At 63.6% G+C, this 23,649-nt stretch carries 16 protein-coding genes and 1 tRNA gene; 4 read left to right on the top strand and 13 right to left on the bottom strand.

The annotated features are described in order from the left end of the window. Positions 1-78: 78 nt before the first annotated feature. The gene (locus ACPW75_RS13645; RefSeq protein WP_016351568.1) at positions 79-834 is read right to left on the bottom strand and encodes a YciK family oxidoreductase; all 756 of its coding nucleotides are present in this window, start codon (positions 832-834) and stop codon (positions 79-81) included. Positions 835-1,067: 233 nt separating this feature from the next. On the opposite strand from ACPW75_RS13645, the gene sohB reads away from it, so the two are divergent. Beyond that, positions 1,068-2,075 (top strand): protease SohB, encoded by a 1,008-nt coding sequence (sohB, locus tag ACPW75_RS13640; RefSeq protein ID WP_077096084.1) that lies wholly within the window; start codon positions 1,068-1,070, stop codon positions 2,073-2,075. An 85-nt stretch (positions 2,076-2,160) separates the two neighbouring features. Here the strand turns inward: sohB and astB are convergent, their stop codons facing one another. Beyond that, on the bottom strand, positions 2,161-3,498 hold the full coding sequence (astB, locus tag ACPW75_RS13635) for an N-succinylarginine dihydrolase (protein ID WP_077096085.1): 1,338 nt from the start codon (positions 3,496-3,498) through the stop codon (positions 2,161-2,163). A 361-nt stretch (positions 3,499-3,859) separates the two neighbouring features. Between astB and topA the strand changes: the two genes are divergently transcribed. Beyond that, positions 3,860-6,481 carry a type I DNA topoisomerase gene (gene topA / locus ACPW75_RS13630; protein WP_077096086.1) on the top strand — a complete coding sequence of 874 codons (2,622 nt, stop codon included), beginning with the start codon at positions 3,860-3,862 and terminating at the stop codon, positions 6,479-6,481. 114 nt (positions 6,482-6,595) lie between these two features. Beyond that, a complete protein-coding gene (locus ACPW75_RS13625; RefSeq protein WP_005303277.1) occupies positions 6,596-6,763 on the top strand; it encodes a hypothetical protein in 168 nt (55 codons plus the stop codon). Between the two features lie 15 nt (positions 6,764-6,778). Here ACPW75_RS13625 and ACPW75_RS13620 read toward each other — a convergent pair whose 3' ends face one another. The 11 genes from ACPW75_RS13620 to ACPW75_RS13570 all read right to left on the bottom strand — a co-directional run bounded on the left by ACPW75_RS13620 (position 6,779) and on the right by ACPW75_RS13570 (position 23,276). Next, positions 6,779-7,135 carry an MGMT family protein gene (locus tag ACPW75_RS13620; protein WP_024944134.1) on the bottom strand — a complete coding sequence of 119 codons (357 nt, stop codon included), beginning with the start codon at positions 7,133-7,135 and terminating at the stop codon, positions 6,779-6,781. 67 nt (positions 7,136-7,202) lie between these two features. Further along, entirely contained in the window at positions 7,203-8,756 is a 1,554-nt protein-coding gene (locus tag ACPW75_RS13615) for a methyl-accepting chemotaxis protein (RefSeq protein WP_077096088.1), read from the bottom strand. A gap of 216 nt (positions 8,757-8,972) precedes the next feature. Next, positions 8,973-10,841: a beta-N-acetylhexosaminidase gene (locus ACPW75_RS13610; protein ID WP_029299458.1), complete on the bottom strand. Its 1,869-nt coding sequence runs from the start codon at positions 10,839-10,841 to the stop codon at positions 8,973-8,975. 160 nt (positions 10,842-11,001) lie between these two features. Beyond that, positions 11,002-11,874 carry a BadF/BadG/BcrA/BcrD ATPase family protein gene (locus tag ACPW75_RS13605; protein ID WP_043163593.1) on the bottom strand — a complete coding sequence of 291 codons (873 nt, stop codon included), beginning with the start codon at positions 11,872-11,874 and terminating at the stop codon, positions 11,002-11,004. Then, positions 11,867-13,600, bottom strand: coding sequence for a glycoside hydrolase family 9 protein (locus tag ACPW75_RS13600; protein ID WP_077096089.1), 1,734 nt, complete (start codon positions 13,598-13,600; stop codon positions 11,867-11,869). Before ACPW75_RS13600 ends, ACPW75_RS13605 begins: the two co-directional genes overlap by 8 nt. Before the next feature lie 102 nt (positions 13,601-13,702). Continuing rightward, positions 13,703-14,695, bottom strand: a complete 993-nt coding sequence (locus ACPW75_RS13595; protein WP_077096090.1) for an ABC transporter ATP-binding protein — start codon at positions 14,693-14,695, stop codon at positions 13,703-13,705. Positions 14,696-14,706: 11 nt separating this feature from the next. Next, complete coding sequence (locus tag ACPW75_RS13590; RefSeq protein ID WP_077096091.1) at positions 14,707-15,729, bottom strand: ABC transporter ATP-binding protein; 1,023 nt, start codon at positions 15,727-15,729, stop codon at positions 14,707-14,709. Then, positions 15,726-16,646, bottom strand: coding sequence for an ABC transporter permease (locus ACPW75_RS13585; RefSeq protein ID WP_011706884.1), 921 nt, complete (start codon positions 16,644-16,646; stop codon positions 15,726-15,728). The genes ACPW75_RS13590 and ACPW75_RS13585 overlap by 4 nt, the downstream gene beginning before the upstream one ends. A 1-nt stretch (position 16,647) precedes the next feature. Next, the gene (locus ACPW75_RS13580) at positions 16,648-17,631 is read right to left on the bottom strand and encodes an ABC transporter permease (RefSeq protein ID WP_011706883.1); all 984 of its coding nucleotides are present in this window, start codon (positions 17,629-17,631) and stop codon (positions 16,648-16,650) included. A 119-nt stretch (positions 17,632-17,750) separates the two neighbouring features. Next, entirely contained in the window at positions 17,751-19,436 is a 1,686-nt protein-coding gene (locus ACPW75_RS13575; protein ID WP_011706882.1) for an ABC transporter substrate-binding protein, read from the bottom strand. 402 nt (positions 19,437-19,838) lie between these two features. Beyond that, positions 19,839-23,276 carry an ATP-binding protein gene (locus ACPW75_RS13570; protein WP_264098422.1) on the bottom strand — a complete coding sequence of 1,146 codons (3,438 nt, stop codon included), beginning with the start codon at positions 23,274-23,276 and terminating at the stop codon, positions 19,839-19,841. A 249-nt stretch (positions 23,277-23,525) separates the two neighbouring features. Between ACPW75_RS13570 and ACPW75_RS13565 the strand changes: the two genes are divergently transcribed. Beyond that, positions 23,526-23,601: transfer RNA gene (locus ACPW75_RS13565), tRNA-Gly, on the top strand. Positions 23,602-23,649: the final 48 nt, after the last annotated feature.

The raw sequence follows: 23,649 nt of genomic DNA, 5'->3' as shown, positions 1-23,649 counted from the left end.
GGATGTTGCAACAGGGTGCCGACGGCACCCTATTGAATGTAACCCCATGCGGCGCAGGGTTGCGGTTATTTTGTTGATTTATTTGGGCTGGGCCACAAAGGTCTGGCCGGTTTTGCCCCGGCTGTCCGCGCCCATCAGATAGAGATAGAGCGGCATCAGGTCGGCCGGGGTCTTGAGGTTCATCGGATCTTCGGCCGGGAAGGCGCTGGCCCGCATCTTGGTGCGGGTGCCGCCCGGGTTGAGGGTGTTGACCCGCACACCGGTATTTTCCAGCTCGTCCGCCAGCACTTCCATCATCCCTTCGATGGCGAACTTGGAGATGGCATAGGTGCCCCAGTAGGCGCGGCCCTTGCGGCCCACGCTGGAGGAGGTGTAGACGATGGAGGCATCGCCCTGCTCCTTGGCAGTCTGGCGGATGAGCGGCAGCAGCGCCTGGGTCAGCAGGAATTCGGATTTGACGTTGACCTGCATCACCTCGTCCCACTCCTGCTCCTGGATGTGTTCGAACGGTGACAGGGTGCCGAGCAGGCCGGCGTTGAACAGCACGCCGTCGAGGCGGCCGAACTGCTGGGCGAAGGTCTCGGCCATGCCAAGGTAGTGGCTCTTGGTTGCCCCTTTCAGATCCACCGGCACGATGGCGGGCAGCGGGTGGCCGGCCGCCTCAATCTGGTCGTAGACCGCCTCCAGCTTGGCGCTGGTGCGGCCGAGCAGGATCACGGTGGCGCCGTGGGCCGCATAGGTGAGCGCCGCTTCGCGGCCGATGCCGTCACCGGCACCCGTGACCAGAATGACCTTGTCCTTGAGCAGATCCCGGGGGGCCTGATAGTTGAACATGACAACTCCTGTTAACAATTCGTGGCAGATGCGCGCGGCAAATAGAGGGGCAAGTGTACTGATCCCGCACGGCGTTTGACCAGTATGAGATGGCAAAAATGTGAATAAATCAGAGGGGTTGTGATTGTCGATTGGCATTTTTGACGGGTTGACGCAGAGTTTTTGCGCACACCGGGCAAACTCCCTAGAATGTGAAAAAATCGTCCCCCCGGGGCACACCAGTGGAGCATCAAGTGGCATTTTTGACCGAATACGGCCTGTTCCTGGCCAAGACCCTCACCCTACTGCTCGCCATCGGCGCCGTCATCCTGATGGTGGTGAGCAGCCGCCAGCCCAAATCCCGCAAGGGGGAGCTGGTAGTGACCGATCTCTCCAGCGAGCTGGAGCAGGGACGTCACCAGTTGCAGGCTGCGCTGGCCGGCAAGGCGGAGCGCAAGCAGCTGGAGAAGGCGCGCAAGGCCGAACACAAGGCGCGGGCCAAGAGCGAAGATGCCCGCAGCCGGCTGTTCGTCATCGATTTTCACGGCAGCATGGATGCCAAGGAGGTGGCCTCCCTGCGTGAAGAGGTGAGCGCCGTGATAGGGGTTGCCCAGCCGGGCGACGAGGTGCTGCTGCGGCTCGAATCCGGCGGCGGCGTGGTACACGGCTACGGCCTGGCTGCTTCCCAGTTGCAGCGACTGCGGGATCGTGACATCAAGCTGACCGTGGCCATCGACAAGGTGGCGGCGAGCGGCGGCTACATGATGGCCTGCGTGGCGGATCAGATCCTGGCGGCGCCGTTCGCCATCGTCGGCTCCATCGGGGTGATCGCCCAGCTGCCGAACTTCAACAAGCTGCTCAAAAAGCACGACATCGAGTTCGAGATGCACACCGCCGGTCAGTACAAGCGCACCATCACCATGTTCGGCGAGAACGACGATCAGGGGCGCGAGAAATTTCGCGAGGAGCTGGGCGCCATCCACGAGCGCTTCAAGGCATTCGTGGCCGAGCACAGACCCAACCTCGACATCGACAGCGTCACCACCGGCGAGCACTGGCTGGCGAGCCAGGCCAAGCAGCTCGGGCTGGTGGACAGCCTCTGCACCAGCGATGACTATCTGCTGGCCCAGGCCAGCCAGCACAAGGTGGTCGGCATTCGCTACAGCAAGCCAAAAAGCCTGACCCAGAAGCTCGGTCAGCAGGCCGCCGTGGCGCTGGAGTCCGGTCTTGGTCGGTTGTGGCAGCAGGGCCCCTGGCACTGAGTCAGGGCAACGTAAAACCAAATAAAAAAGCCGGGCACTTGCCCGGCTTTTTCATGGGGTCGGCGCTGCAGGCCGATGGCGCGTCTCAGCGCTGGAACGGGTAGACGGAGCCGAGCTTGAGGATCTGGGTCAGCTCGTCCAGCGCGGTGCGGGACTCCATGACCAGCGCCGGATCCCGTAGGTCATCCAGTGCCAGGCTGTCGCGGTAGTGGCGATCGACCCAGCCATCGAGGCGGGCAAACTGGCTGTCGGTGATGAGGCAGGCCGGGTTGACCGCGGCCAGTTCGGTGTCGTTCATGGCCACTCGCAGCCGCAGGCAGGCGGGGCCGCCGCCGTTGCGCATGCTCTGCTTCACGTCCATGTAGTGCACCCCCTTGATCGGGGTCCCCAGGGTCACCAGCTTGGCCAGATAGGCGGACACCGCCGGGTTGTCGCGACATTCGGTGGGGGCAATGATCGCCATCTCGCCGGAAGGCAGGGTGAGGATTTGGGTGTTGAACAGATAGGACTTCACCGCATCCTGCACCGACACCTCGGCAGTCGGCACCTCGATAAAGTGCAGCTCGCCGTCGCCGAACTTGGTGCGCACCTCGGCCAGCGCCGAGGCGGTATTGAGAAACGCCTGCTGGTGGAAGAACAGCACGTTCTGGTTGCCCACCGCGATGACATCGTTGTGGAACACCCCCTGATCGATGCCGTCCGGGTTCTGCTGGATGAAGACCGCGCTCTCGTCCCCCAGGCCGTGTAGGCGGGCGATGGCCTGGCTGGCTTCCAGGGTCTGGCGGGCCGGGTAGCGTTTGGGGGCGGGCTGGGAGACGTCGAAGGCGCTGCGGCCATAGACGAACAGCTCGACCCCGGACTCGCCATAGGCGCGGCACAGCCGGGTGTGATTGGCGGCCCCCTCGTCACCGAAGTGGTCGTTCTCCGGCAGGTGCTGATGGTGATAGAAGTGGCGGTCGTTGTTGAACACGGCGCGCAGGATGCGGCCGGTCACCTCGGGTTCGAGGGAACGGTGAAACTTGTTGGTCAGGTTGGCGGGGGTGAAGTGGATGCGGCCATCCTGGGTATCGGCACTCGGGGAGACGGTGGCGGCGTTGGCGGTCCACATGCTGGAGGCCGAATAGCAGGCGGCCAGCACGGCGGGGGCCTGCTTGGCGGCCTGGGCTAGCACGCTGGCATCGTTGCCGGTAAAGCCCAGGCGGCGCAGGGTGGCGAGATCCGGTCGCTCCTGGGGGGCCAGCACTCCCTGGGTCATGCCGAGCTCGGTCAGTGCCTTCATCTTGCGCAGACCCTGCTTGGCCGCCTCCTTCGGATTGGACGCCTCCTTGGCATTGTTCTGGGAGGCGACGTTGCCATAGGACAAGCCGGCATAGTTGTGAGTCGGGCCGACCAGGCCGTCGAAGTTGACCTCGAAGTGCTTCATTGAGTACATCCTTTCGATTTTTATATGGGTAGCGGTTCCTTCCGCGCACAATGCTGCGGGATGCAGCCATTATAAGGAGATTTTGTCTTTTGTAACAAGCTGATAACGAAACTGGTTTGTTATGTTACAAGAGCGGTTGGTTATGTCGTTTCAAATATAAAAAGAGGGTGGATATAGCATAAAAATAAAAAAGCGGTTGCTTCCCGCGGCTCGGCTTCGCATTAATAAATAAAGAAACAAAGTGGTTCGGGCTGCCGGGCAAATTTGCTCACAAGATTGCTTTTTCCCGTCAAATCTCTTATACAGCCCCACAAAACCGCACACCAACCCCGTCGGGTGCAATGAGGATAATAGTTACAGCATGGGCAAATCACTGGTCATAGTGGAGTCTCCGGCCAAGGCCAAGACCATCAACAAATATTTGGGCAAGGACTACGTGGTGAAATCCAGCGTCGGTCATGTGCGCGATCTGCCCACCAGCGGCAGCGCCAGCAACGAGCCCAAAAAACCTGTCATTCGCGGCATCAAGCTGAGCGAAGCAGAGAAGGCTGCCAAGGATCGCAATACCCTGTTCTCACGGATGGGGATCAATCCGACCGCAGGCTGGCAGGCCAACTACCAGATTTTGCCCGGCAAGGAAAAAGTGGTCAGCGAGTTGCAGAGTCTGGCCGAGAAGGCCGACACCATCTATCTCGCAACCGACTTGGATAGAGAGGGAGAGGCGATCGCCTGGCACCTGCGCGAGATCATCGGCGGCGACGATAGCCGCTACAAGCGCGTGGTGTTCAACGAGATCACCAAGACCGCCATCCAGGAGGCGTTTGCCCAGCCATCCGAGCTGAACATTCACCGCGTCAATGCCCAGCAGGCCCGTCGTTTCCTCGACCGGGTGGTAGGCTACATGGTCTCTCCGCTGCTCTGGAAGAAGCTGGCCCGCGGCCTCTCCGCCGGTCGGGTACAGTCCGTCGCAGTGCGCCTCATCGTCGATAAAGAGCGTGAGATCAAGGCGTTCGTACCGGTCGAGTTCTGGGATCTCAACGCCGATCTGCTGACCGCCGACAAGAGCGATCTGCGGATGGAAGTGGTCAGCCGCAACGGCGCCGACTTCAAGCCGGTGACCCAGGCCGAGACCTTCGCCGCCGTGGCCGCCCTGGAAGGGGTCGACTACAAGGTGGTGAACCGGGAAGACAAGCCGACCGGCTCCAAGCCGTCCGCCCCCTTCATCACCTCCACCCTGCAGCAGGCAGCCTCTACCCGGCTGAGCTTCGGGGTCAAGAAGACCATGATGATGGCCCAGCGTCTCTATGAAGCGGGTTACATCACCTACATGCGTACCGACTCCACCAACCTCAGCAAAGAGGCGGTCGAGGCGGTGCGGGAATACATCGGCGAGCAGTATGGTGCCGCCTACCTGCCGAGCGATCCAAACCTGTACGGCGCCAAGGCCAATGCCCAGGAGGCCCACGAGGCGATCCGCCCCTCCAGCGTGCTGGTGACCGCCGAGATGCTGGAAGGGATGGAGCCCGACGCCATGCGGCTCTATGACCTCATCTGGCGTCAGTTTGTCGCCTGTCAGATGACGCCGGCCCAGTACGACTCCTCCACCCTGACCGTCAAGGCGGGTGAGTTCGAGCTCAAGGCGCGCGGTCGCACCCTGCGCTTCGCCGGTTGGACCAAGGCGCTGCCGCCGATGGGCCGCAAGGGCGAAGACAGCCAGCTGCCGGCGGTGACCGTCGGCGAGATCCTCAAACTCGTCAAGCTGGATCCGCGCCAGCACTTCACCAAGCCGCCCGCCCGCTTCACCGAAGCGGCGCTGGTACGCGAGCTGGAGAAGCGCGGCATCGGCCGTCCGTCTACCTACGCTTCCATCATCTCCACCATCGTCGACCGTGGTTATGTGCGGGTCGAGAGCCGCCGTTTCTTCGCCGAGAAGATGGGTGAGATCGTCACCGACCGGCTGGTGGAAAACTTCGTCGAGCTGATGAACTACGAGTTCACCGCCAAGATGGAAGACAAGCTCGATGGCATCGCCGAAGGGAGCCTGGAGTGGAAGAAGGTGCTGGATGCCTTCTACGCCGAGTTCACCCAGGAGCTGGAGAAAGCGGACAAGGCGCCGGAAGAGGGGGGCATGCGTGCCAACCAGATGGTGCTGACCGACATCGACTGCCCGGATTGCGGCCGCAAGATGGGCATCCGTACCGCCACCACCGGGGTGTTCCTCGGCTGTTCCGGCTACGCCTTGCCGCCCAAAGAGCGCTGCAAGAAGACCATCAACCTGGTCTCCGCCGACGAGTTCGTCTCCGCCACCGACGGTGAAGAGGCCGAAACCGAGGCGCTGCGTGCCAAGCACCGCTGTGGCGTGTGTGGCACCGCCATGGATGCCTACATCATCGACGACAGCCGCAAGCTGCACGTCTGTGGTCGCAACCCGGATTGCGATGGCTACGAAATCGAAAAAGGCCAGTTCAAGCTCAAGGGCTACGAAGGGCCGAGCATCGAGTGTGACCGCTGCGGCTCCGAGATGCAGCTCAAGAACGGCCGCTTCGGCAAGTACATGGGTTGCACCAACGACACCTGCAAGAACACCCGCAAGATCCTGAAAAACGGTGATATCGCACCGCCGAAGGAAGACCCGGTCCCGCTGCCGGAGCTCAAGTGCACCCAGTCCGACGCCCACTTCGTGCTGCGTGACGGGGCGGCCGGCCTGTTCCTGGCTGCCAGCAACTTCCCGAAATCCCGCGAGACCCGTGCGCCGCTGGTGGAAGAGCTCAAGCGCTTCAAGGAGCGTCTGTCGCCCAAGCACCAGTATCTGGCCGATGCCCCGGCGTCAGATCCTGACGGAAACCCCGCCATCGTGCGCTTCAGTCGCAAGACCAAGGAGCAGTACGTGATGACCGAGGTCAACGGCAAGGCGACCGGCTGGACGGCGCACTACGACAACGGCAAGTGGCAGGAGAGCCTGGCCAAGTCGAAGAAGGCGTGATTGAGCGCAGTTCACACTCTGATGAAAGAGGCCCCTCGCAGGGGCCTTTTTGTTTTCGGATGGCGGTATACTGAAACCGCTGCAAGGATGGCAGCGCTGGACACGGAGGTTGTGATGGAGATTAACGAGATCCGGCCGGGAATGACCTGTCTGACCCGGGAAGGAACCGCCTATGTGCTGGAAGTAGACAAGCAGAGTCTGCTGGTGCTGCTGCAGCGGGAGTACGAAACCATCCCGGTGCAGGTGCGCAGCGACGAGATCCTGGCCCCCATCACCCGGTGAGGCGGGCCGCCATCGTCAAAAGGGCAGGAGAAACAGCAGCTCGGCGAGGTCGGGCTGCCACTGCCACTCCCGCATCCTGACCCGCCCGCCAATCACGGGCACCCCCTCTTCCTGCAGCAATCCCGCCTGTTTATCGAAGCCTGCCGACCCCTTGGGCAGTGAAATGGTGCCCGCCGCGCCCAGCACCCGGTGCCAGGGCAGCACCTTGTCGGTCTCCCGCAGCACCTTGCCCACCAGCCTGGCCCGACCGGGCAGCCCAGCAAGATCCGCCACCTGGCCGTAACTCACCACGCGACCGGCCGGGATCAGGGCGAGGATCGCCTCGATGCGGGCAACCTTGTTCAGCGGGGCAGGGGTCGATTCCATTCTCATCCGGATCACTCGTCAATAACGACAGAAGCGCCATTGTGGCGCTTCTGTCGGGTGGCTGGCAAATGTGTCAACCGAAGGTCTGGCTGAGCCCCTTGAGCTGCTTGGCCCGCTCCAGCAGCTCCTGACTGGAGTCGTCGACCTCCTGCATCTTCTGGCTGTTGGCGTGGGAGTACTCGGAGATCTGGTTGATGCTGCGACTGATGTCCTCCACCACCGTCTGCTGCTGCTCGGCGGCGGCGGCGATCTGGGTGGAGAACTCGGTGACCAGCTCGATCTCCTGCAGCACGGTATGCAGGCTGCTGGAGCCCTGGCGAGTCATCTCGGCGCATTCGCGGGTCTGCTGCAGGTTCTCCTGCATCATCCCCTTCCAGCGGCCCAGGGTGTGCTGGATCTGCTGGATGCTGCCCTGGATCTGCTCGGTCGCCTTGTGGGTGCGGGTCGACAGGGTACGCACCTCGTCGGCTACCACCGCAAAGCCGCGCCCCTGCTCGCCGGCCCGGGCCGCCTCGATGGCGGCGTTCAGCGCCAGCAGGTTGGTCTGGTCGGCGATGCCCTGGATTTCCCCCATCACGCTGCCGATCCGCTCCGACTCGCTGGCCAGCTCCACCGCCGAGTTGAAGGCGAGCTCCGCCTGTCTGGCGAGCTGCTCGATGCGCTGCTCGGTCTGGGCCAGCTGCTTGTCCGTGTGCTGGCAGCGGCTGCGGGCCTCGCTGACCTGACCGTTGGAGTCCTGGATGTTGCGGGCAATCTCGTGGGCCGTGCTGGCCATCTGGGTCATGGCGGCGGCCATCTGCTGGGTCTGGGCATCCTGCTCGTTGATGTCGAGGCAGGCCTGATGGGAGGCCAGTTTCAGGTTGGTGGCCAGGGTCTGCAGCGGATTGGTCGCATCGTTGACCCGGCCCAGCACGGTGCGGATGCGGGCCTGCAGCATCTTGATGTGAAAGTCGGCGATGGCGCCGGGGCCGTCACCTGAGTAGACCAGCCGGGTCAGGCTGTCATATTCGCGGCCCAGCTGCTGCAGATAGAGCGGCAGGGCAAAGAGCTCGCGCCAGTAGGCACCGCCGATGAGCAGCAGGGGCAGCAACATCAGCAGGGCGGTCGTCGGGCCCTGACTGCTGGCGGCCCAGCCCAGCAGGCCGAGCAGCAACAGCGCGAGCAGCGGCAGGCGGGCACGGGTGAGGGAGGGGAGGCGGCTGCTGGTGCCGCGCTCCGCCTTGAGCAGGGCCTGGTAGGTCTGGCTGGCGATGCGCTTGAGCTGGGGATCCGGCTTGCAGCGCACCGACTGGTAGCCGCTGATCCGGTTGCCCTCGTAGATGGGGGTCACATAGGCATCGACCCAGTAGTAGCGGCCATCCTTGCAGCGGTTCTTCACCATGCCGCGCCAGGGTTTGCCCTCCTTGAGGCGGGCCCAGAGATCGGCGAAGGCGGCCTTGGGCATGTCGGGGTGGCGTACCAGGTTGTGATTGTGGCCGACCAGCTCCTCGACGGGGTAGCCGGCGATGCGGCAGAAGGCGGGGTTGGCGTAGGTGATCACCCCGCGCAGATCCGTGGTGGAAACCAGTTGTTCGTCGGCAGGAAACTCCACTTCGCTGTCCAGGGTATGGACGTCTCTGCGGGCCATAGGAATACGCTCCGATGTTCTTGTTGATAACTTTGTCGTTGTTATTGTGGCAGATCTGGAGGTGGCTGCAGGCTCGCGCCAGCAGGCGGCAGACCGGCTTCATAGGGGGCTGAATTTTGCCAACAATGGCGGATGAATGGTAGGGGCAAGTTGATGTTTTGTTGGCGAATCGTAAAAAAAAGGCGGCCATCGGGCCGCCAAGGAAAAAAGATAACACTACCTCTGTGGTACCCGGTAACGCACCTGAAGCTGGTCGAGGATCTGCAGCTGGCCCGGCAGACGGGCGGCGAAGTGCTCCCACGCCTTGCGGGCGGGATCGCTCCAGGCCACCTCGGCGGTCGCCAGCATGCGCGGGAACAACATATAGTCGAGGCGATCGCGAGAGGTGATCAGCTCCGACCATAAGGGGCTCAACACCCCCAGGATGTTATCGTTGGCATGGAAATCGGCTGGGGCCGGGTCACATGCGTAGACCTGCGCCAGATTGAGGGTACCCGCCCAGTAGAGGCCGGGTTCATGGATGTCCTGGCTCCAGGCCAGATCCAGATAGAGGTGCTGGGCCGGTGCCATCACCACCGGATAACCGGCGGTGGCCGCGTCGAGCCCGGCCTGGAAGCTGGTCCAGGCGAAGATGGTGGCGTCCCGGCTCACCTTGTCGCCGTGCAAAATCTCCTCCCAGCCCAGCATCCGCTTGCCCTTGCCGGCCAGGTACTGCTGGCAGTGGCGCAGCAGGTGGCCCTGCAGCTCGCGGCAATCCTGATACCCCTGCTGCTTCATCAGCTGCTGGCAGGCGGGACTGTCGGTCCAGACCCCGGCGGGTACCTCGTCCCCTCCCATGTGCACCAGCGGCCCAGGGAACAGTTCGCACACCTCGTCCATCACGGCTTCTAGGAAGCGGTAGGTGCCGGGCAGCGCCGGGTTGAGCACGTTGTCGTCAAAATATTGCACCGACAGGTAGCGGGAGCGGTCGGCCTCCTCCACCAGCAGTTCGGGCAGCGCCTTGATGGCGGCGTGGCAGTGACCCGGGATGTCAATTTCCGGAATGATGGTGATGCCGAGCCCGGCGCCGTAGGCCACCAGCTCGCGCACCTCGCTCTGGGTGTAGTAGCCGCCGTAGGGCTCGGGGCCACCACTGAGCTGGGGCCCCACCGGCAGGGCGTGGCCGCGCCAGGCGGCCAGCTCGGTCAGCTGGGGGAAGGCCTTGATCTCGAGTCGCCACCCCTCGTCATCGGTCAGGTGCCAGTGGAAGCGGTTGAACTTGTAGAGGCTCATCAGTTTGAGCAGGCGCTTGAGGGTGGCGAGGGAGTGAAAGTGGCGGGCACAGTCGAGAAAGATGCCGCGAAAACCGAAGCGCGGTGCATCGCTGAGCTCGATGCAGGGCAGGCTCTCGCCGTGCTGCAGATACCACTGGGCCAGGCTGACGAGGCCGTGACGCCAGCCCGCCTCGCCGCTGGCGGCAATCACTATCTCCTCCGGGGTGATGGTCAGCCGGTAGGCCTCCGGGCCCAGCCCGCTTTCAACCAGCCGGATCTCGGCGTCGTGATCCTGCGCCAGCGCGAGCCCGGTCAGTTCGTTGAAGTGGGCCAGCAGCGGGCCGAGCAGGGGGCTCGGGCCGCTGACGTGGGCGCGCTCCGCCAGCCGGAAGTTGCCCTCCAGCAGCAACAGCCGATCCGGCTGGGGCACGATGCCGGCGAGGGGCTCCACCTCGGGTAGATCCGGCGCCGCAGCGGCGGATTGCGGCAGGCCCAGCTCCTCGCCGGTCAGTTCCACCGGCATCAGCTGGGGGCCGCCGTTGGCCTGGGGCAGGCTCAGGAAGAAGCCGCGCGGCATGTCGGAGAGGCGCTTGATGGGGGTGTTGCGACAGCAGAAGCACAGCTCGCTGGCCCCCGTTTGCGGGATCAAGACCTTGTAGCTGCCGCTCTGGCGCTCCAGCTCCCCCCCCTCTACCGAGCCGGGGTCGATGTGGCGGGCCAGGCAGAAGTGGAGTTTCCAGGGGGCATCCGGCAGTTGGCTCAGGCTGAAGCGAAACCAGACGTCGTCACCGTCGCGTCGGTCGACCTGGGTGTGGATCAGGGGTGCAGACATGAAAATTCCTCTGATGGAGTGAAGGGGACGAACAGCCAGACAGCGTCCTTGTGGTATTGGTCAACCCCGGCCGGGAGCCGAAGGGCTGACATGGGCACCCCCCGCAGCGGGCAGACCGGGGTCAGGCCCGCACTTTGGGGTGGAGTGGATGGGGACAGGTTCAGGGATGCAGACACGGGTAGGCCTCCGAGCGGGCAAACAGGATGGCCCCCTCCAGCGCGTCGGCAGCGGGGCTGACCAGTGGCAGGTGCGCTAGGCGGGGGGCTAGGCGCATGCCGATGCCGCCGAGCAGGGCTATCCGGTCGGCGCCCAGCTGGCGCATCCCCTCCAGCAGGGTAGCCAGCTGTTGGCAGGTCTCATCCAGCAGCTGGCAGGCGAGCTCGTCGCCGTCGCTGGCGGCATCGAACACCCAGGGGGCGAAGCGGCCGTAGTCGGCGGGAATGGCGCGGGCGGCCCAGCGCACCACCTCGGCCTGATCCCGCTTGAAGTGATCGAGCAAGCGGATGGCCAGCGTGCTGGGGGGCAGGATGCCGTCGTGGCAGAGCAGGGATTGCTGGATGGCGCGCAGCCCCAGCCAGGCGCCGCTGCCCAGATCCGAGATGGGAAAACCGCGGCCGGAGCAGGTGTGCAGCTGGCCGTGGCGATAGATGAGCCCGGCCGAGCCGGTGCCGGCGATGAGAATGGCCCCCTCTTCGCCGCCAAAGGCGCCCAGGCAGGCACCGAAGGCGTCGGAGGTGAGCCGCACGCTTGCAAAGGGGAAGGGCATGGTCAGCATGGCGTGATAGCAGTCGGCCAGCTCGGCGGAGGCGAGCGCCAGCCCGACCCCCATCCGTTGCTGGGCATCCTCAGCCAGGCCGGCCTCGATACGGGCCTGCTCGATGGCGGCCAGCACGTTGCCGTGAGCGAGCGCGATGCCGAGCTCCAGATTGGAGCCGGCGGCGCGCCCCTCGCCGAGCAGCTTGCCGGCCCGATCCCGAATGCGGGCACGGGTGTGGGTGCCGCCGCCATCGACCCCGACCCAGTACTCAATCATGTCGACCTCCATTTCCCTGCGCATTCTGCCAAGTGATGGCCAGGGCGAACCAGGCGGCGTGGGGGATCCACTGCTCGCCCCAGCGCCAGTTCTGATCCAGCCGATCCTTGTACGCCTCTGGAATGAATGCGATCTCCGCCTCGTCATCGAAGCCGGCGGTGATGCCGTTGCAGATCCCCCCCAGCGCATTGGGATAACCGGCGGTGTAGGCGGGGTTGTTGCTGCCATGGCCCGCCAGCATGCAGGCATTGAAGGGATTCTGTCCCAGGATCCAGTCGAGCTGGTGCTGGCCGAAGGTGAGTAGCGGCTTGCACTGGCGCGGCAGCTGGGCCGCGGCGGCAAATGCCATGGCGGCCAGCGACGCCAGCCGGGCGTTCTCTCCCTGCCACCAGTAGCCCGACTCGTTGTGATGGGGCATGAAAAAGCTCACCCGAGGCGCCTCATCGACCCCCTTCACATACTGGCGGGCGAGGGCGAACGGGTTGCCGGGGCGGGCGCAAAGCGCCAGCTCGGCGGCCAGCGCTTGTTCGATGACGCGCTGGGCCGTCCCCTGGCGCGCCGGATCCGGTTCGATGGCGAGATATTCCAGCAGCGCCAGCACCGGCAGGCCCGCCTCGGCGGCGTGGTAGTAGGGGCGCGAGCCATCCTCGTTGGCCGACCAGTAGTGGCCGAGCTCCGGGTGCGGGCGCTGGCGGGCGCACAGCTTGTCGGCCCGCACTCTGGCCTCTGCCAGCCATTCGGGGCCCAAGGTGCGGGTCAGTTCGATGGCGGCCAGCAGGGCGCAGTAGTCGTCGATGATGTTCTCGACCCCGTCATCCAGATAGGCCAGGTTGTGTTCACGCAGGTGCAGGTAGCCGCGGCGGGCCGCCTCGGCGTAACGGCTGGCATCAACGTCGCCGCTGACGCTCTCGCGGGCGGCGCGGGCGAGCGCCGCGATGGCCATGCCGCCCCCTTGGCGAAAACCGGCCTGCCAGTGGGCGGACTTGAGCCCCTGCTGGGTGGCGTAGGCGCACAGCTCACGCTGGGCGGGATCCTTGCTCCACTTGTCGAACAGGGTCATGTAGAAGAAGCCCGACTCATCCTGCATCCGGCAGAGAAAGTCGGCGCCGTGCAGCGCCTCGTCGTTGAGCCGCTTGCAGAGGTTGACCCCGTCGATGTCCTGGCGCGGGGCCAAGAGCTCGCGGCACTTGAGCAGGGCCCAGACCACCATGGGGGTCTGCTGGGGGTTGAGGTAGTTGGCGTAGGAGAGGTGGCTCAGGTACTTGCTCACATCCCCGCTGGCGTCATACCAGCCGCCGTGCACGTCTTTGCGCTGGTCGCTGCCAAACAGGCGGGCACTGCGGTCGGCCCGATCGAAGGTGCCGCTGGCGCGCTGCCCCTTGAAGTAGTGAATGACGTCGGAGAGGCAGCGGCTCGCCAGCAGTTCCTGGCCGATGGTGAAGGGGGCGGTGCGCACGATGCGCTCCTTGGCGCCCGTCTGGATGAGGGCCTCCAGCCGGTAGTAGCCGGGCTCTTTGCAGGGGGAGAAGTCGGCGCGCCAGTAGTGGCGGCCCTGCCAGCCCTCGACCTGACCGGCCGGCTGCAGCGGGACTTCCAGCAGGATGCGCTCGTCATCCTGGCGCAGCAGCCTGAGGTGGCCGCGGATATCGAGGTCGGTGTCGCTCTGCAACAGGGCGATCTTCTCCCCGTCGCACTGGTAACCCACCTGATTGATCAAGAGTTCCATCAACGTCTTACTCCTGTGGCTCGCCTGGCGTGGCGAGGCACATTGCGGGGCCCTGACGGCCCCGTGGCGAGGCGTGGCCGGACGCCGTGTCCGGCCAATCTGTCATTGGTAGAGGTAGCAGCGCACGAAGTGGTTGTCGGCGAGCTTGCTGATGGGGGGCAGGGTCTCCTTGCAGCGGGGCATCGCCTGATTGCAGCGCCCGGCAAACGGGCAGCCGCAGGACTCCGGCGTCCAGAGCGGGATCTCCCCCTTGCGGCCCCCCTCCAGCTCGGCGTGGATGCTCTTCTCGGGGTCCGGCACCGCCGAGATGAGCAGCTGGGTGTAGGGGTGCTGGGGGTGGTGCAGGATCTCGTCCACCTCGCCCCACTCCACCATGTGCCCCACGTACATCACCGCCAGATCTTCGGCCACGTAGCGGGCGGTGGCGATGTCGTGGGTGATGTAGAGCATGGAGACCCCGAGCTCATCCTTCATCTGCTCCATCAGGTTGAGGATACCGATGCGAATGGAGACGTCGAGCATGGAGGTGGGCTCGTCCGCCAGCACCACTTCGGCCTCCACCGCCAGGTTGCGGGCGATGTTGACCCGCTGGCGCTGGCCGCCGGAGAGCTGGTGCGGGTACTTGGCCGCGGTGGCCTTGGCGGGGGTGAGCCCCACCTTCTCCAGCAGGCCGTAGACCATGTCGGGCAGATCTTTCTTGTCGATCACCTTGCTGTGCAGCAGCAGGGGACGGGCGATGTGGTGGTAGATGGTGTGGGTCGGGTTCAGCGAACCGAACGGATCTTGCCACACCATCTGCACGCTCTGGCGGTAGTCGAGCAGGGCGGTGCCCTTGTTGAACTCCTCCAGATCGCGGCCACGATAGAGGATGCGGCCGCCAGAGAGCTTGTACATCTTGGCGATGATCTTGGCGATGGTGCTCTTGCCGGAGCCGGACTCCCCCACCACTGCCAGGGCGCGGCCCCGGTGCAGGTTGAAGGTGATGTCCGAGAGGGCCCGCATCTTGCCGCTCTTGATGGCGTTGGAGTTGACGGGGAAGTCCTTGTAGAGGTGCTGGACTTCGATGATGGGGGCGTCGGTTTGGGCGATTTGCATGACAGACATCCTTAACAGCCAGCGGCCTTGTCCAGATAGATCAGGGGATCTTGTTGCTCATCCTGCGCCTCATAGAGGTGGCAGGCGGTTTGTTGGCCGGGGCGGATCTCGGCCAGTTTGGTGTACTGCTGGCGGCAGCGCTCGTGCACCCTGGCGCAGCGGGCCTGAAAGCGGCAGCCCACCGGCACCTCCAGCAGGTTGAGCGGGGTGCCCGGGATCCCTTCCAGCACGGTTTTTGGGCCGTGCAGAGGCGGGAAGGAGTTGCCGAGCCCCTTGGTATAGGGGTGCAGCGGCGCGGTCAGGATCGCTTTGGCCGGCGCCACCTCCACCAGTTCACCGGCATACATGATGCCGATGCGATCGCAGAACTCGACCATCAGGGAGAGGTCGTGGGTGATGAACAGGATGGAGAAGTTGAACTTCTCTTTCAGCGCATAGACCTTCTGCAGGATCTCCCGCTGCACCACCACGTCGAGCGCCGTGGTCGGCTCGTCCATGATGAGCAGCTCAGGGTTGAGCGCCATGGCGATGGCGATCACCAGCCGCTGGCGCATGCCGCCGGAGAACTGGTGCGGGTAGTCCTTGAGCCGGCTCGGGTGGATGTCGACGATGGCGAGCAGCTCCTGGGCGCGCTTGATCGCCTCGTAGCGGGTCAGCCCCGGGTTGTGGGCCAGCAGCACGTCGCAGAACTGCTCCTCCATGCGCAGCACCGGGTTGAGCGCATTCATGGCGGACTGGAACACCACCGACACCTGCTGCCAGCGATAGGATCGCAGGCGTTCGTCGCCGTAGTGGAGGATGTTCTCCCCCTTGAACAGGATCTCGCCGGCGCTGATGTAGGCGGGCGGCTTGTGCAGCCGCGCCACCGAGAAGGCGACGGTGGATTTGCCGCAGCCAGACTCGCCGGCCAGGCCGAACACTTCACCGGGGGCGATGTCGAAGCTGACCGAGTTGACGGCGCGCACGTCGCCGTTCTCGGTGATGTAGTCGACGCAGAGGTTGCGTACCGACAGCAGGGGTTGTTGCGATCTCATGCTGTCTTCTCCTGTACGGCCGGCACCGGCGTGGTGACGGGGGCGGCGAGTTTCTTCCAGCGATTGAGCCCCTTGTGGGAGCGCAGCTGCGGGTTGGCGATTTCGTCGATGGCGAAGTTGAGCAGGGCCAGGCCGGCACCGAGCGTTGCGATGGCGAAGCAGGGGGCCAGGATCTCCCACCAGGCGCCGACCAGGATGGCGCTGGAGGTCTGGGCGTTGTAGAGCATGATGCCCCAGCTCACCACGGTGGGGTCGCCCAGGCCGAGGAACTCCAGGGTCGCCTCGGTGACGATGGCGTAGATGATGGAGCCGATGAAGCTCACCCCGATGATGGAGATGAGGTTAGGCAGAATTTCCACCAGGATGATGCGCCAGGCCGGCTCGCCCAGCACCTCGGCGGCGATGACGAACTCTTTTTCGCGCAGCGCCAGGGTCTGGGCCCGGATGACGCGCGCGCCATAGGCCCAGGAGGTAAAGCCTATGATGAGCGCGATCACCGTCGGTGACGCCTCCCCGATAAAGCTTGCCAGCACCAGCAGCAAGGGGAGGTTGGGGATCACCAGCACCACGTTCATCAGGAAGGTGAGGCACTCGTCTATGACGCCACCGAAGTAGCCAGCGGTGATGCCGACCGTGATGGCGAGGGCGCACACCAGAATGCCGGCACCGAACCCCACCATCAGGGAGATGCGGGCGCCGTTGGTGAACTGGGCCCAGATGTCGTGACCCATGCGGGTGGTGCCCATCACGTACTCGGCACTGGGCGGCTGGTGCGGGCGGGAGACCCGCTTGGTCGGCTCGTAGCTGGCCAGCAGCGGGGCGAACAGCGCCATCAGCACGAAGCTGACCACGATGAAGAGGCCGCAGGCGGCCTTCTTGTTGCCCAGCAGGATTTTCAGAATAGTCGGCATGCGCATCTTATTTGCCTCCGGTACGCAGACGGGGATCCAGGAAGACGTAGAGCACGTCGGCCAGGAAGTTGAAGCTGAGCATGGTGATGGTCATGATGAGCAGCTGCCCCTGAATGAGCGGGTAGTCGCGGGCCAGAATGCCCTGATAGAGGGTCAGACCCAGTCCCGGGTAGTTGAAGATCACCTCGGTGATGAGGGATCCGCCGATGACGAAGCCCAGCGCCATGGAGAGGGCGGTGACGCTCGGCAAGATGGCGTTGCGGGCGCCGTAGTTGAAGATCACCCGGTTGCTGGAGAGCCCCTTGGCCTTGGCCATGGTGATGTAGTCCTCGCCGAGCAGGTTGATCATGTTGTTGCGCATGGTGATGAGAAAGCCCCCCACCTGCACCATGGCCAGGGTGCCCACCGGCATGATGGCGTGGGTCAGGATGCTCTTGATGTGCTCCCAGCCCCAGTCAGGCTTGATCTCCGGGCTGTAGGCGTAGCCAATCGGCAGCCATTCCAGGCTCACCCCGAACAGGAAGAGCGCCAGCAGCGAGATGACCACCGGCGGAATGGCCTGCATCACCAGGGTGAGCGGGGAGAGGAAGCTGTCCATGCGCCCGCCCCGGTGCCAGGCGGCGAAGATACCGACGATGGAACCGATGGAGAAGCTCAGAATGGTGGAGGTGCCCACCAGGAACAGGGTCCAGCCGATGGCGCGGCCGAGCACGTCGGCGACCGGTTGGGGGTAGTAGCGCACCGAGGTGCCGAGATCCCAGGTGAAGACACTCTTCACATAGGTGAGAAATTGGGTGCCGATGGGGCCGTCCACGAACCCGAAGGTGGCCTTGAGGGCTTCCAGGGCGGCGGGTTCCATCATGGCGCCGGCCCGGGCAAACATGACGGAGACGGGATCTCCCGGCATGGCTCTGGGTAGCAGGAAGTTGATGGTGGCGGCCACCAGAAAGGCGACCAGATAGAAGGAAAAGCGTCTCAGTATGAATCCCATGATGATACCTTTTACTGCTGGTCCGCCCCGCGCCGGGCATAGTTACCCCAACCCCGGCAGTGCCGGGAAAAAGGGGGATGGGCGGGGAAGAGGGCCCCCCGCAGGGGGGCCGGGATTGATTAGCTGTTCGGCTTGAGTGACAACACGTGCAGCAGACGCTCCGGGGTGTCCGGGTGAACCTGCGGCTTGGCGACCGGGTTGTCGGCACTGAACCAGCCGTGGAAACGCTTGGTGCTGTATTCGTACCAGGTCGGGTTGTTGAACACCGGGATGATGGTCTGGTTGGCACCAACCCTGTCCTGGATCTCGAACATGATCTCCTTCTGCTTGGCGGCATCGGCGGTCTGGGTAAAGTCGTCGATCAGCTTGTCCAGCGCCGGATCCTTGTAGCGGGGCGCCGCAAAGCGGTTGCCGCGCTCACCCATGTTGCGGGAGTGGAAGGCCGTTTCGAAGTACTTGTGCGGGTTGGCACCGGCAAAGTAACCCTGCAGGGCGACGTCGAAGTCACCGGTGATGAGGTTTTCAGTCCAGACGGTGGCTTCCGGGGTGGCGGTCTTGGCGTTCAGACCCAGTGCCTGCAGCCCTTCCACGCCGATCTGTGCGGTGTTGACCCAGTCGGTCCAGCCGTTCGGTACCAGCACCTTGAACTCGATCTTCTGACAGGTGGGGGTGTCGAGGAACTTGTCGCCGTCACAATCCTTGTAGCCGGCCTGCTTCAGCAGGGCCTTGGCGCCTTCCAGATCGAACTTGTTGTACTTGCCGTACTTCTTGTCCACTTCCGGGTTGTTCCAGGAGTCAAAGGCTTTGCCCAGACCTGACGGGTACTCGTTGACGGTCGGGTAGCCGTAGCCCGCGATATCCACCATGGACTGGCGATCCATCGCCATGGAGAAGGCGCGACGGAAGTTGATGTCGTTGAAGGCTTCGTGGTTGCCCGGTTTCTTGGCCTGGAAGTTGACGTTGAACGCCACCGTGCCGGAGGCCGGGAACCAGTACTTGTTGTTCTTCGGATCGTTGCCGACGTAGAGGCGCTCGATGTCCGGCACGAAGGAGCCGAACCAGTCCACGTCACCCTTCATCACGGCGGCCAGTACCTGGTCGTTGGTGGCCATCTGCGGCATGCGCAGGCAGTCGATGGAGAGGTTGGCGTTGTCCCAGTAGTGCGGGTTGCGGCACTGGGTGTAGAGCTGGGCGGAGAAGTTGTCCACTTCGGTGAAGGGACCGGTGCCGACCGGCTTGTCGTTGGTGAAGGCGACCGGATCTTTCACCGACTTCCACTGGTGCTCAGGCACGATGGGGACCAGTACCAGATCGTTCACCACGTTGGTGTTGACGTCGGTCAGCTCGAACTTGACCTTGTTGGGGGCCAGCTTCTCGACGCTCTTGATCTGGGTCCAGATTGAGCGCTCGTCCAGCGCCTTGTTGGCCTTGACCAGATTGAAGGAGAACAGGATGTCATCGGCGGTAAACGGCTGACCGTCCGACCACTTCACGCCGTCACGCAGATCGAAGGTGACGGACTTGAGGTCCTTGCTGAACTCGTAGTGGGTGGCCAGACGATAGACGGGTTTGCCACCCTGCATATCGTTGAAGATCACCAGCGGTTCATAGATGAAGTGACGGGTGGTGTGCAACAGACCCGCTTGCAGGAAGGGGTTGAAGTTCTTGACCCACGCGGTCTCCTGTTGTGCGACCAGGGTCAGCACCGTCTTGTTGTCGGCCGCCATGGCGTTGCCGGCAGCGCCGGCAAGCATCATGGTGCCCAGCATTACAGCAGTAGAGATTTTGGATACTTTGGCAAGCATATTATTTCCTTTCTTATTTATATTCCTTGTTTGGATTTGAGCACCGACTTCGCATGCTGGGGAGGTCGGCCCTCAATGTTGGCCAGGTTTTGCACCCTTGTAGTTGTGTCATCCAACGTCCCTAGCAAAGCAGAGTTAACAGGAAAACAACAACTGTTCAGAACGTCGATATCGTAAAAATCGACGCCCTCACGTCAATTTCGTCAAAATCGCTTTTAACTCGATTTAAATCATTAGGTTATGTTAATTGCTTTAGCGTAATAAGTCCCTGTCAATCGACCTTCCATGACAATTGTGTGAATTGGATCGGCTCTCGTTTTGACGTATGGCGAAGGCTTAATTCTGCACAAAAAAAAACCGCCCCGGCAAGTGTGAGCCAGGGCGCAGATTGGGCGGTGGATATCAGGGTTTGCGGTTGGCGAGCTGGCGCAGGGTCTGGGCGCTGTGGTGCAGCTGCTGGCGCTGGACCTCGTTGAGCGGGCCGTGATTGAGCACGTACTCGACGGTGGCGACCACCGTCTTCCAGCGCGGCGCCTTGGGCAGGGTATCCAGGCTCAGGTACTTGTCGAGGGTACGGGTCTGCGGGCTGGAGCGGTCCATGTAGACCCGCCACAGCTTGCTCTTCTCCGCCAGCACTATCTTGCCCTTGCCGGTGCTCTGCTGCCAGGCATCCAGGGTGAGCCGCATGGTGTCCACCAGAGCGCGGCGCAGGGGCTCGTCATCCTGCTGGCGGATGAGGTCGTCGGCGAGCGAGCGGAACTCCCCGCCCAGCCGGCTCAGCTCGCCCAGCAGCTGGCCATCCTCGATGATGGCCTGGCGTGACAGGCTCTTGAGGGCGTTCTCCAGTGCCATTACCCGGTTCTCGTCCTGCCGCAGCTCGGTGCTGAGGGTGAGGGCGAAGGCGGCCTGGCCCCCCAGGCTGATGGGCAGGGCGCGGGCATTGAGTTCGTCTTTCTGGCCGGCCACCAGAAACGCCAGCTGCTGCTCCCCCCGATCGTGCAGATCGGGCCACTGGCTGGTCAGCGGGCTGGCCAGCCAGTCGTCCAGCGGTTGCCCCTCCATGGCTTCCGGCTCCTGGCCCAGCAGGCGGGCCAGTGCCCGCGAGGCGAACAGCACTGTGCCCTGACCATCGATGAACACCATGGGGTCGGCCCCTTCGCCGAGCAGGGCCAGCAGTCGCTCCTGATCCTGATGCAGCTGCTCCTGCAGCAGCAGACGGTGCTCTATCTCCTGCTTGAGCAAGCGGTTCTCCACCAGCGAGGCGCGCCCGGCGCTCGCTTCCAGCAGGGCCCTGACCCGGGCGAACAGCTCCTCCTTGCAGAAGGGCTTCACCAGATAGTCGTTGGCGCCGGCGTTGAAGCCCTCCTCGATGTCCTTGGGCTGGTTGAGGGCGGTGAGCAGCAGTACCGGCAGCTTCTCCTTCGGGTGCTGCTGGCGCAGCCGGCGGCAGACGTCGAAACCGGAGAGGGTGGGCATCATCACGTCCAGCAGGATGAGGTCGACCGGCTCCTGAGCCAGCTTGGCCAGCGCATCGTGGCCGTCGCTGCTGGGTAGGATGCGATAACCGCAGGGCTGCAGCAGGTGGCGCAGTATGTGCAAATTGATGGGCTCGTCGTCCACCACCAGGATGAGGGGGGCATCCTCGGGGGGAGGCGGGAGGTCATCGCTCTCCCAGTCCGGCAGGATCAGCGGCTGCTGGCGCACCAGCTGGTGTTCGATCTGGCGGCTGTCGAGGGTCAGGCTGCCCGCCTTGCCGCTGGCGAGCGGCAGGGTGAAGGCGAAGGTGGAGCCGACGCTCGGCTCGCTCTCCACGAACAGCTCGCCCCCCATCAGGTGCACCAGCTGGCGGGTGATGGAGAGGCCGAGGCCGGCCCCCTGCTTGCTGACCTCCGGGCTCATCTGCACCAGCGGTTCGAAGATGTGCTCCAGGTGATCCGGGGCTATGCCGATGCCGGTGTCGGTCACCTTGATACGCAGGAAATTGCCCTCCACCAGGGCGCTCAGTACCACCTTGCCCTGCGGCGTGTATTTGATGGCGTTGCCCACCAGGTTGTAGAGCACCTGTTCGAGCCGCTGTTCGTCGGCCAGTACCGGCGGCAGCTCCACCGGGCTGATGTCCACCAGGGTGAGCGGCTTGGCCTGCACCAGGTGCTGGCAGAGATCCAGCACCAGCCGGATGACTCCCTTGGAGGAGACCGGCTGGGGGTGGATCTCCAGCTGGCCGTAGCGCATCTGGTGGTAGTCGAGCAGATCGTCCACCAGCCGGGCCAGTCCGTCGGCGCTCTTGATGATGAGCCCCAGCTGTTTTTGCTGCCCTTCGGTCAAGTCCTGCTGGCTGGCGAGCATGGATTCGGCCATCCCCTTGATGCCGTGAATGGGGGTGCGCAGCTCGTGAGAGGTGTTGGCCAGCAGCTCATCCTTGAGCTTGTCCGCCTGCTGCAGACTGAGGTTCTGCTTGTGGGTCAGCTTGACCTGCTGCTGCAGCTCCTGGGTCTGGCGTTCGATGAGTTCGATCTTGTCCTTCACCGAGCGCTGCATGTGGCGAAACGCCTGGGCGAGCCGGTCGATGTCATCGTCGGTGCGTTCGATGGCGATGGGGTGATCCAGCGCACCGTCGGCCACCTGTTCGGCGGCGGCGGTGAGGGAGCGCAGCGGCGCCGTGATGGAGTGGGAGAGCCAGCGGGAGAAGAGGATCAGCAGCAGCAATGAGCCGGCCCCCAGCAGGATCACCAGTGTCTCCAGCTGGCGGATGGGGCGATAGGCCTCGCTGGTGGAGATCTCGGCGATGAAGGCCCACTCGGTGTCGAACACCTTCACCTGGGTGTAGGCGGCCAGCACCTCGTCATCGTGGTAGGAGCGAAACAGCCCGACCCCCTGCTCGCCGGAGAGTGCCTTGACCACCAGCGGGGTCTGCAGCGGCCGGAAGTTGGGGCGAAAGCTGTTCTCCACGCTGAATTCAGGCGCCAGCCAGGCGTTGGCGCGCATCCGCTTGTCCGGGCCGATGAGGATGGTCTCGCCGGTCTCGCCGAGCCCTTCCCGCTCCGCCATGATCTGGTTGAGCTTGTCAGGCAGCAGCTCGAAGATCACCACGCCGCGCACATAGTCGTACTGCATAACCGGGGCCGCCATGTAGGCGACCACCTGGCCGGTCAGCTCGTTGCGGCCAAAATCGGTGAACTCGAAGATCTGCTGCGGCTTCTGGCCACCGTCGAGGCGCCGCTTGATCTTGGCGAAGGTGCTGCCAAGTCCGCTCGACTGGTAGGGGCCGGAGAGCAGGTTGGTGGCGAAGTTGGCGTGCTTGGTGACCGAATAGACCACGTCGCCGTTGAGATCGATGAGAAAGATGTCGCTGTAGTTGGACTTGCGCACCATGTCGGCGTAGCCGCGGTGAAAGCGCTGGTGCACCCGGCCGTACATCTCGTCCGCCAGGATCAGGGCGCTGATGGAGGGTTCGATGTCGCTGGTGCTGTCGGGTTTTTGCAGCTGATCCCAGGAGCCCGGCACATAGCGGGCCTGGGCACGGGCGCGGGCCTCCTGCGGTGTGGTGCCGAGTTTCTCGAAGGCACCGGTGAAGCCATAGAAGCGACCGATACTGTTGCCGGCAAAATCCTGCTGGGAGAAGTTGATGATCTGCTCTTTGAGGTTGCCGAAATAGTCTTCCAGCTGGTTCTTCTTGATGTTGCGAACGGAAACCAGATGGTTGGAAGTCTGGGTGGTGAGATCCTTGCCGTGGCTATAGAGGAAAAACAGGGTGACGACCAGGAAGGGCACCATGGCTAGCATGAAAAATGCCAGCATCAGCTGCGGCCTGAGCCCACGGGGCTTGAAGATCCATTTCATCGGGTGATTTTCAATTGAGAATCCGGTTACTAACCGCAGCAAGTCTCTGACTAAAGGCTAATCATTTCAATGACTTTATCTCAAATTCGCCTGTGGGGTCACAGCCTGGTGCGGATTTTTTGGGCAAGCCGTCTAAACCCTGAGCAAACAGCACGGGAAAGGGCTCAAAGTGCGAAAAAAGGGTTGTGCCCGCGCTCGGGGTACGTATAATGCGCCTCGTTGTCAGGCAACTGGCAGCAAGCAGTACAGGCGGGAATAGCTCAGTTGGTAGAGCACGACCTTGCCAAGGTCGGGGTCGCGAGTTCGAGTCTCGTTTCCCGCTCCAATCTTCCATGGCACCAATCATGGATATCACTTTCAAGGCAATGCCTTG

Source organism: Aeromonas sp. FL131, assembly GCF_049860615.1.
Classification (GTDB): domain Bacteria; phylum Pseudomonadota; class Gammaproteobacteria; order Enterobacterales; family Aeromonadaceae; genus Aeromonas; species Aeromonas hydrophila.
This window is presented reverse-complemented; position numbering and strand designations above follow the sequence as displayed.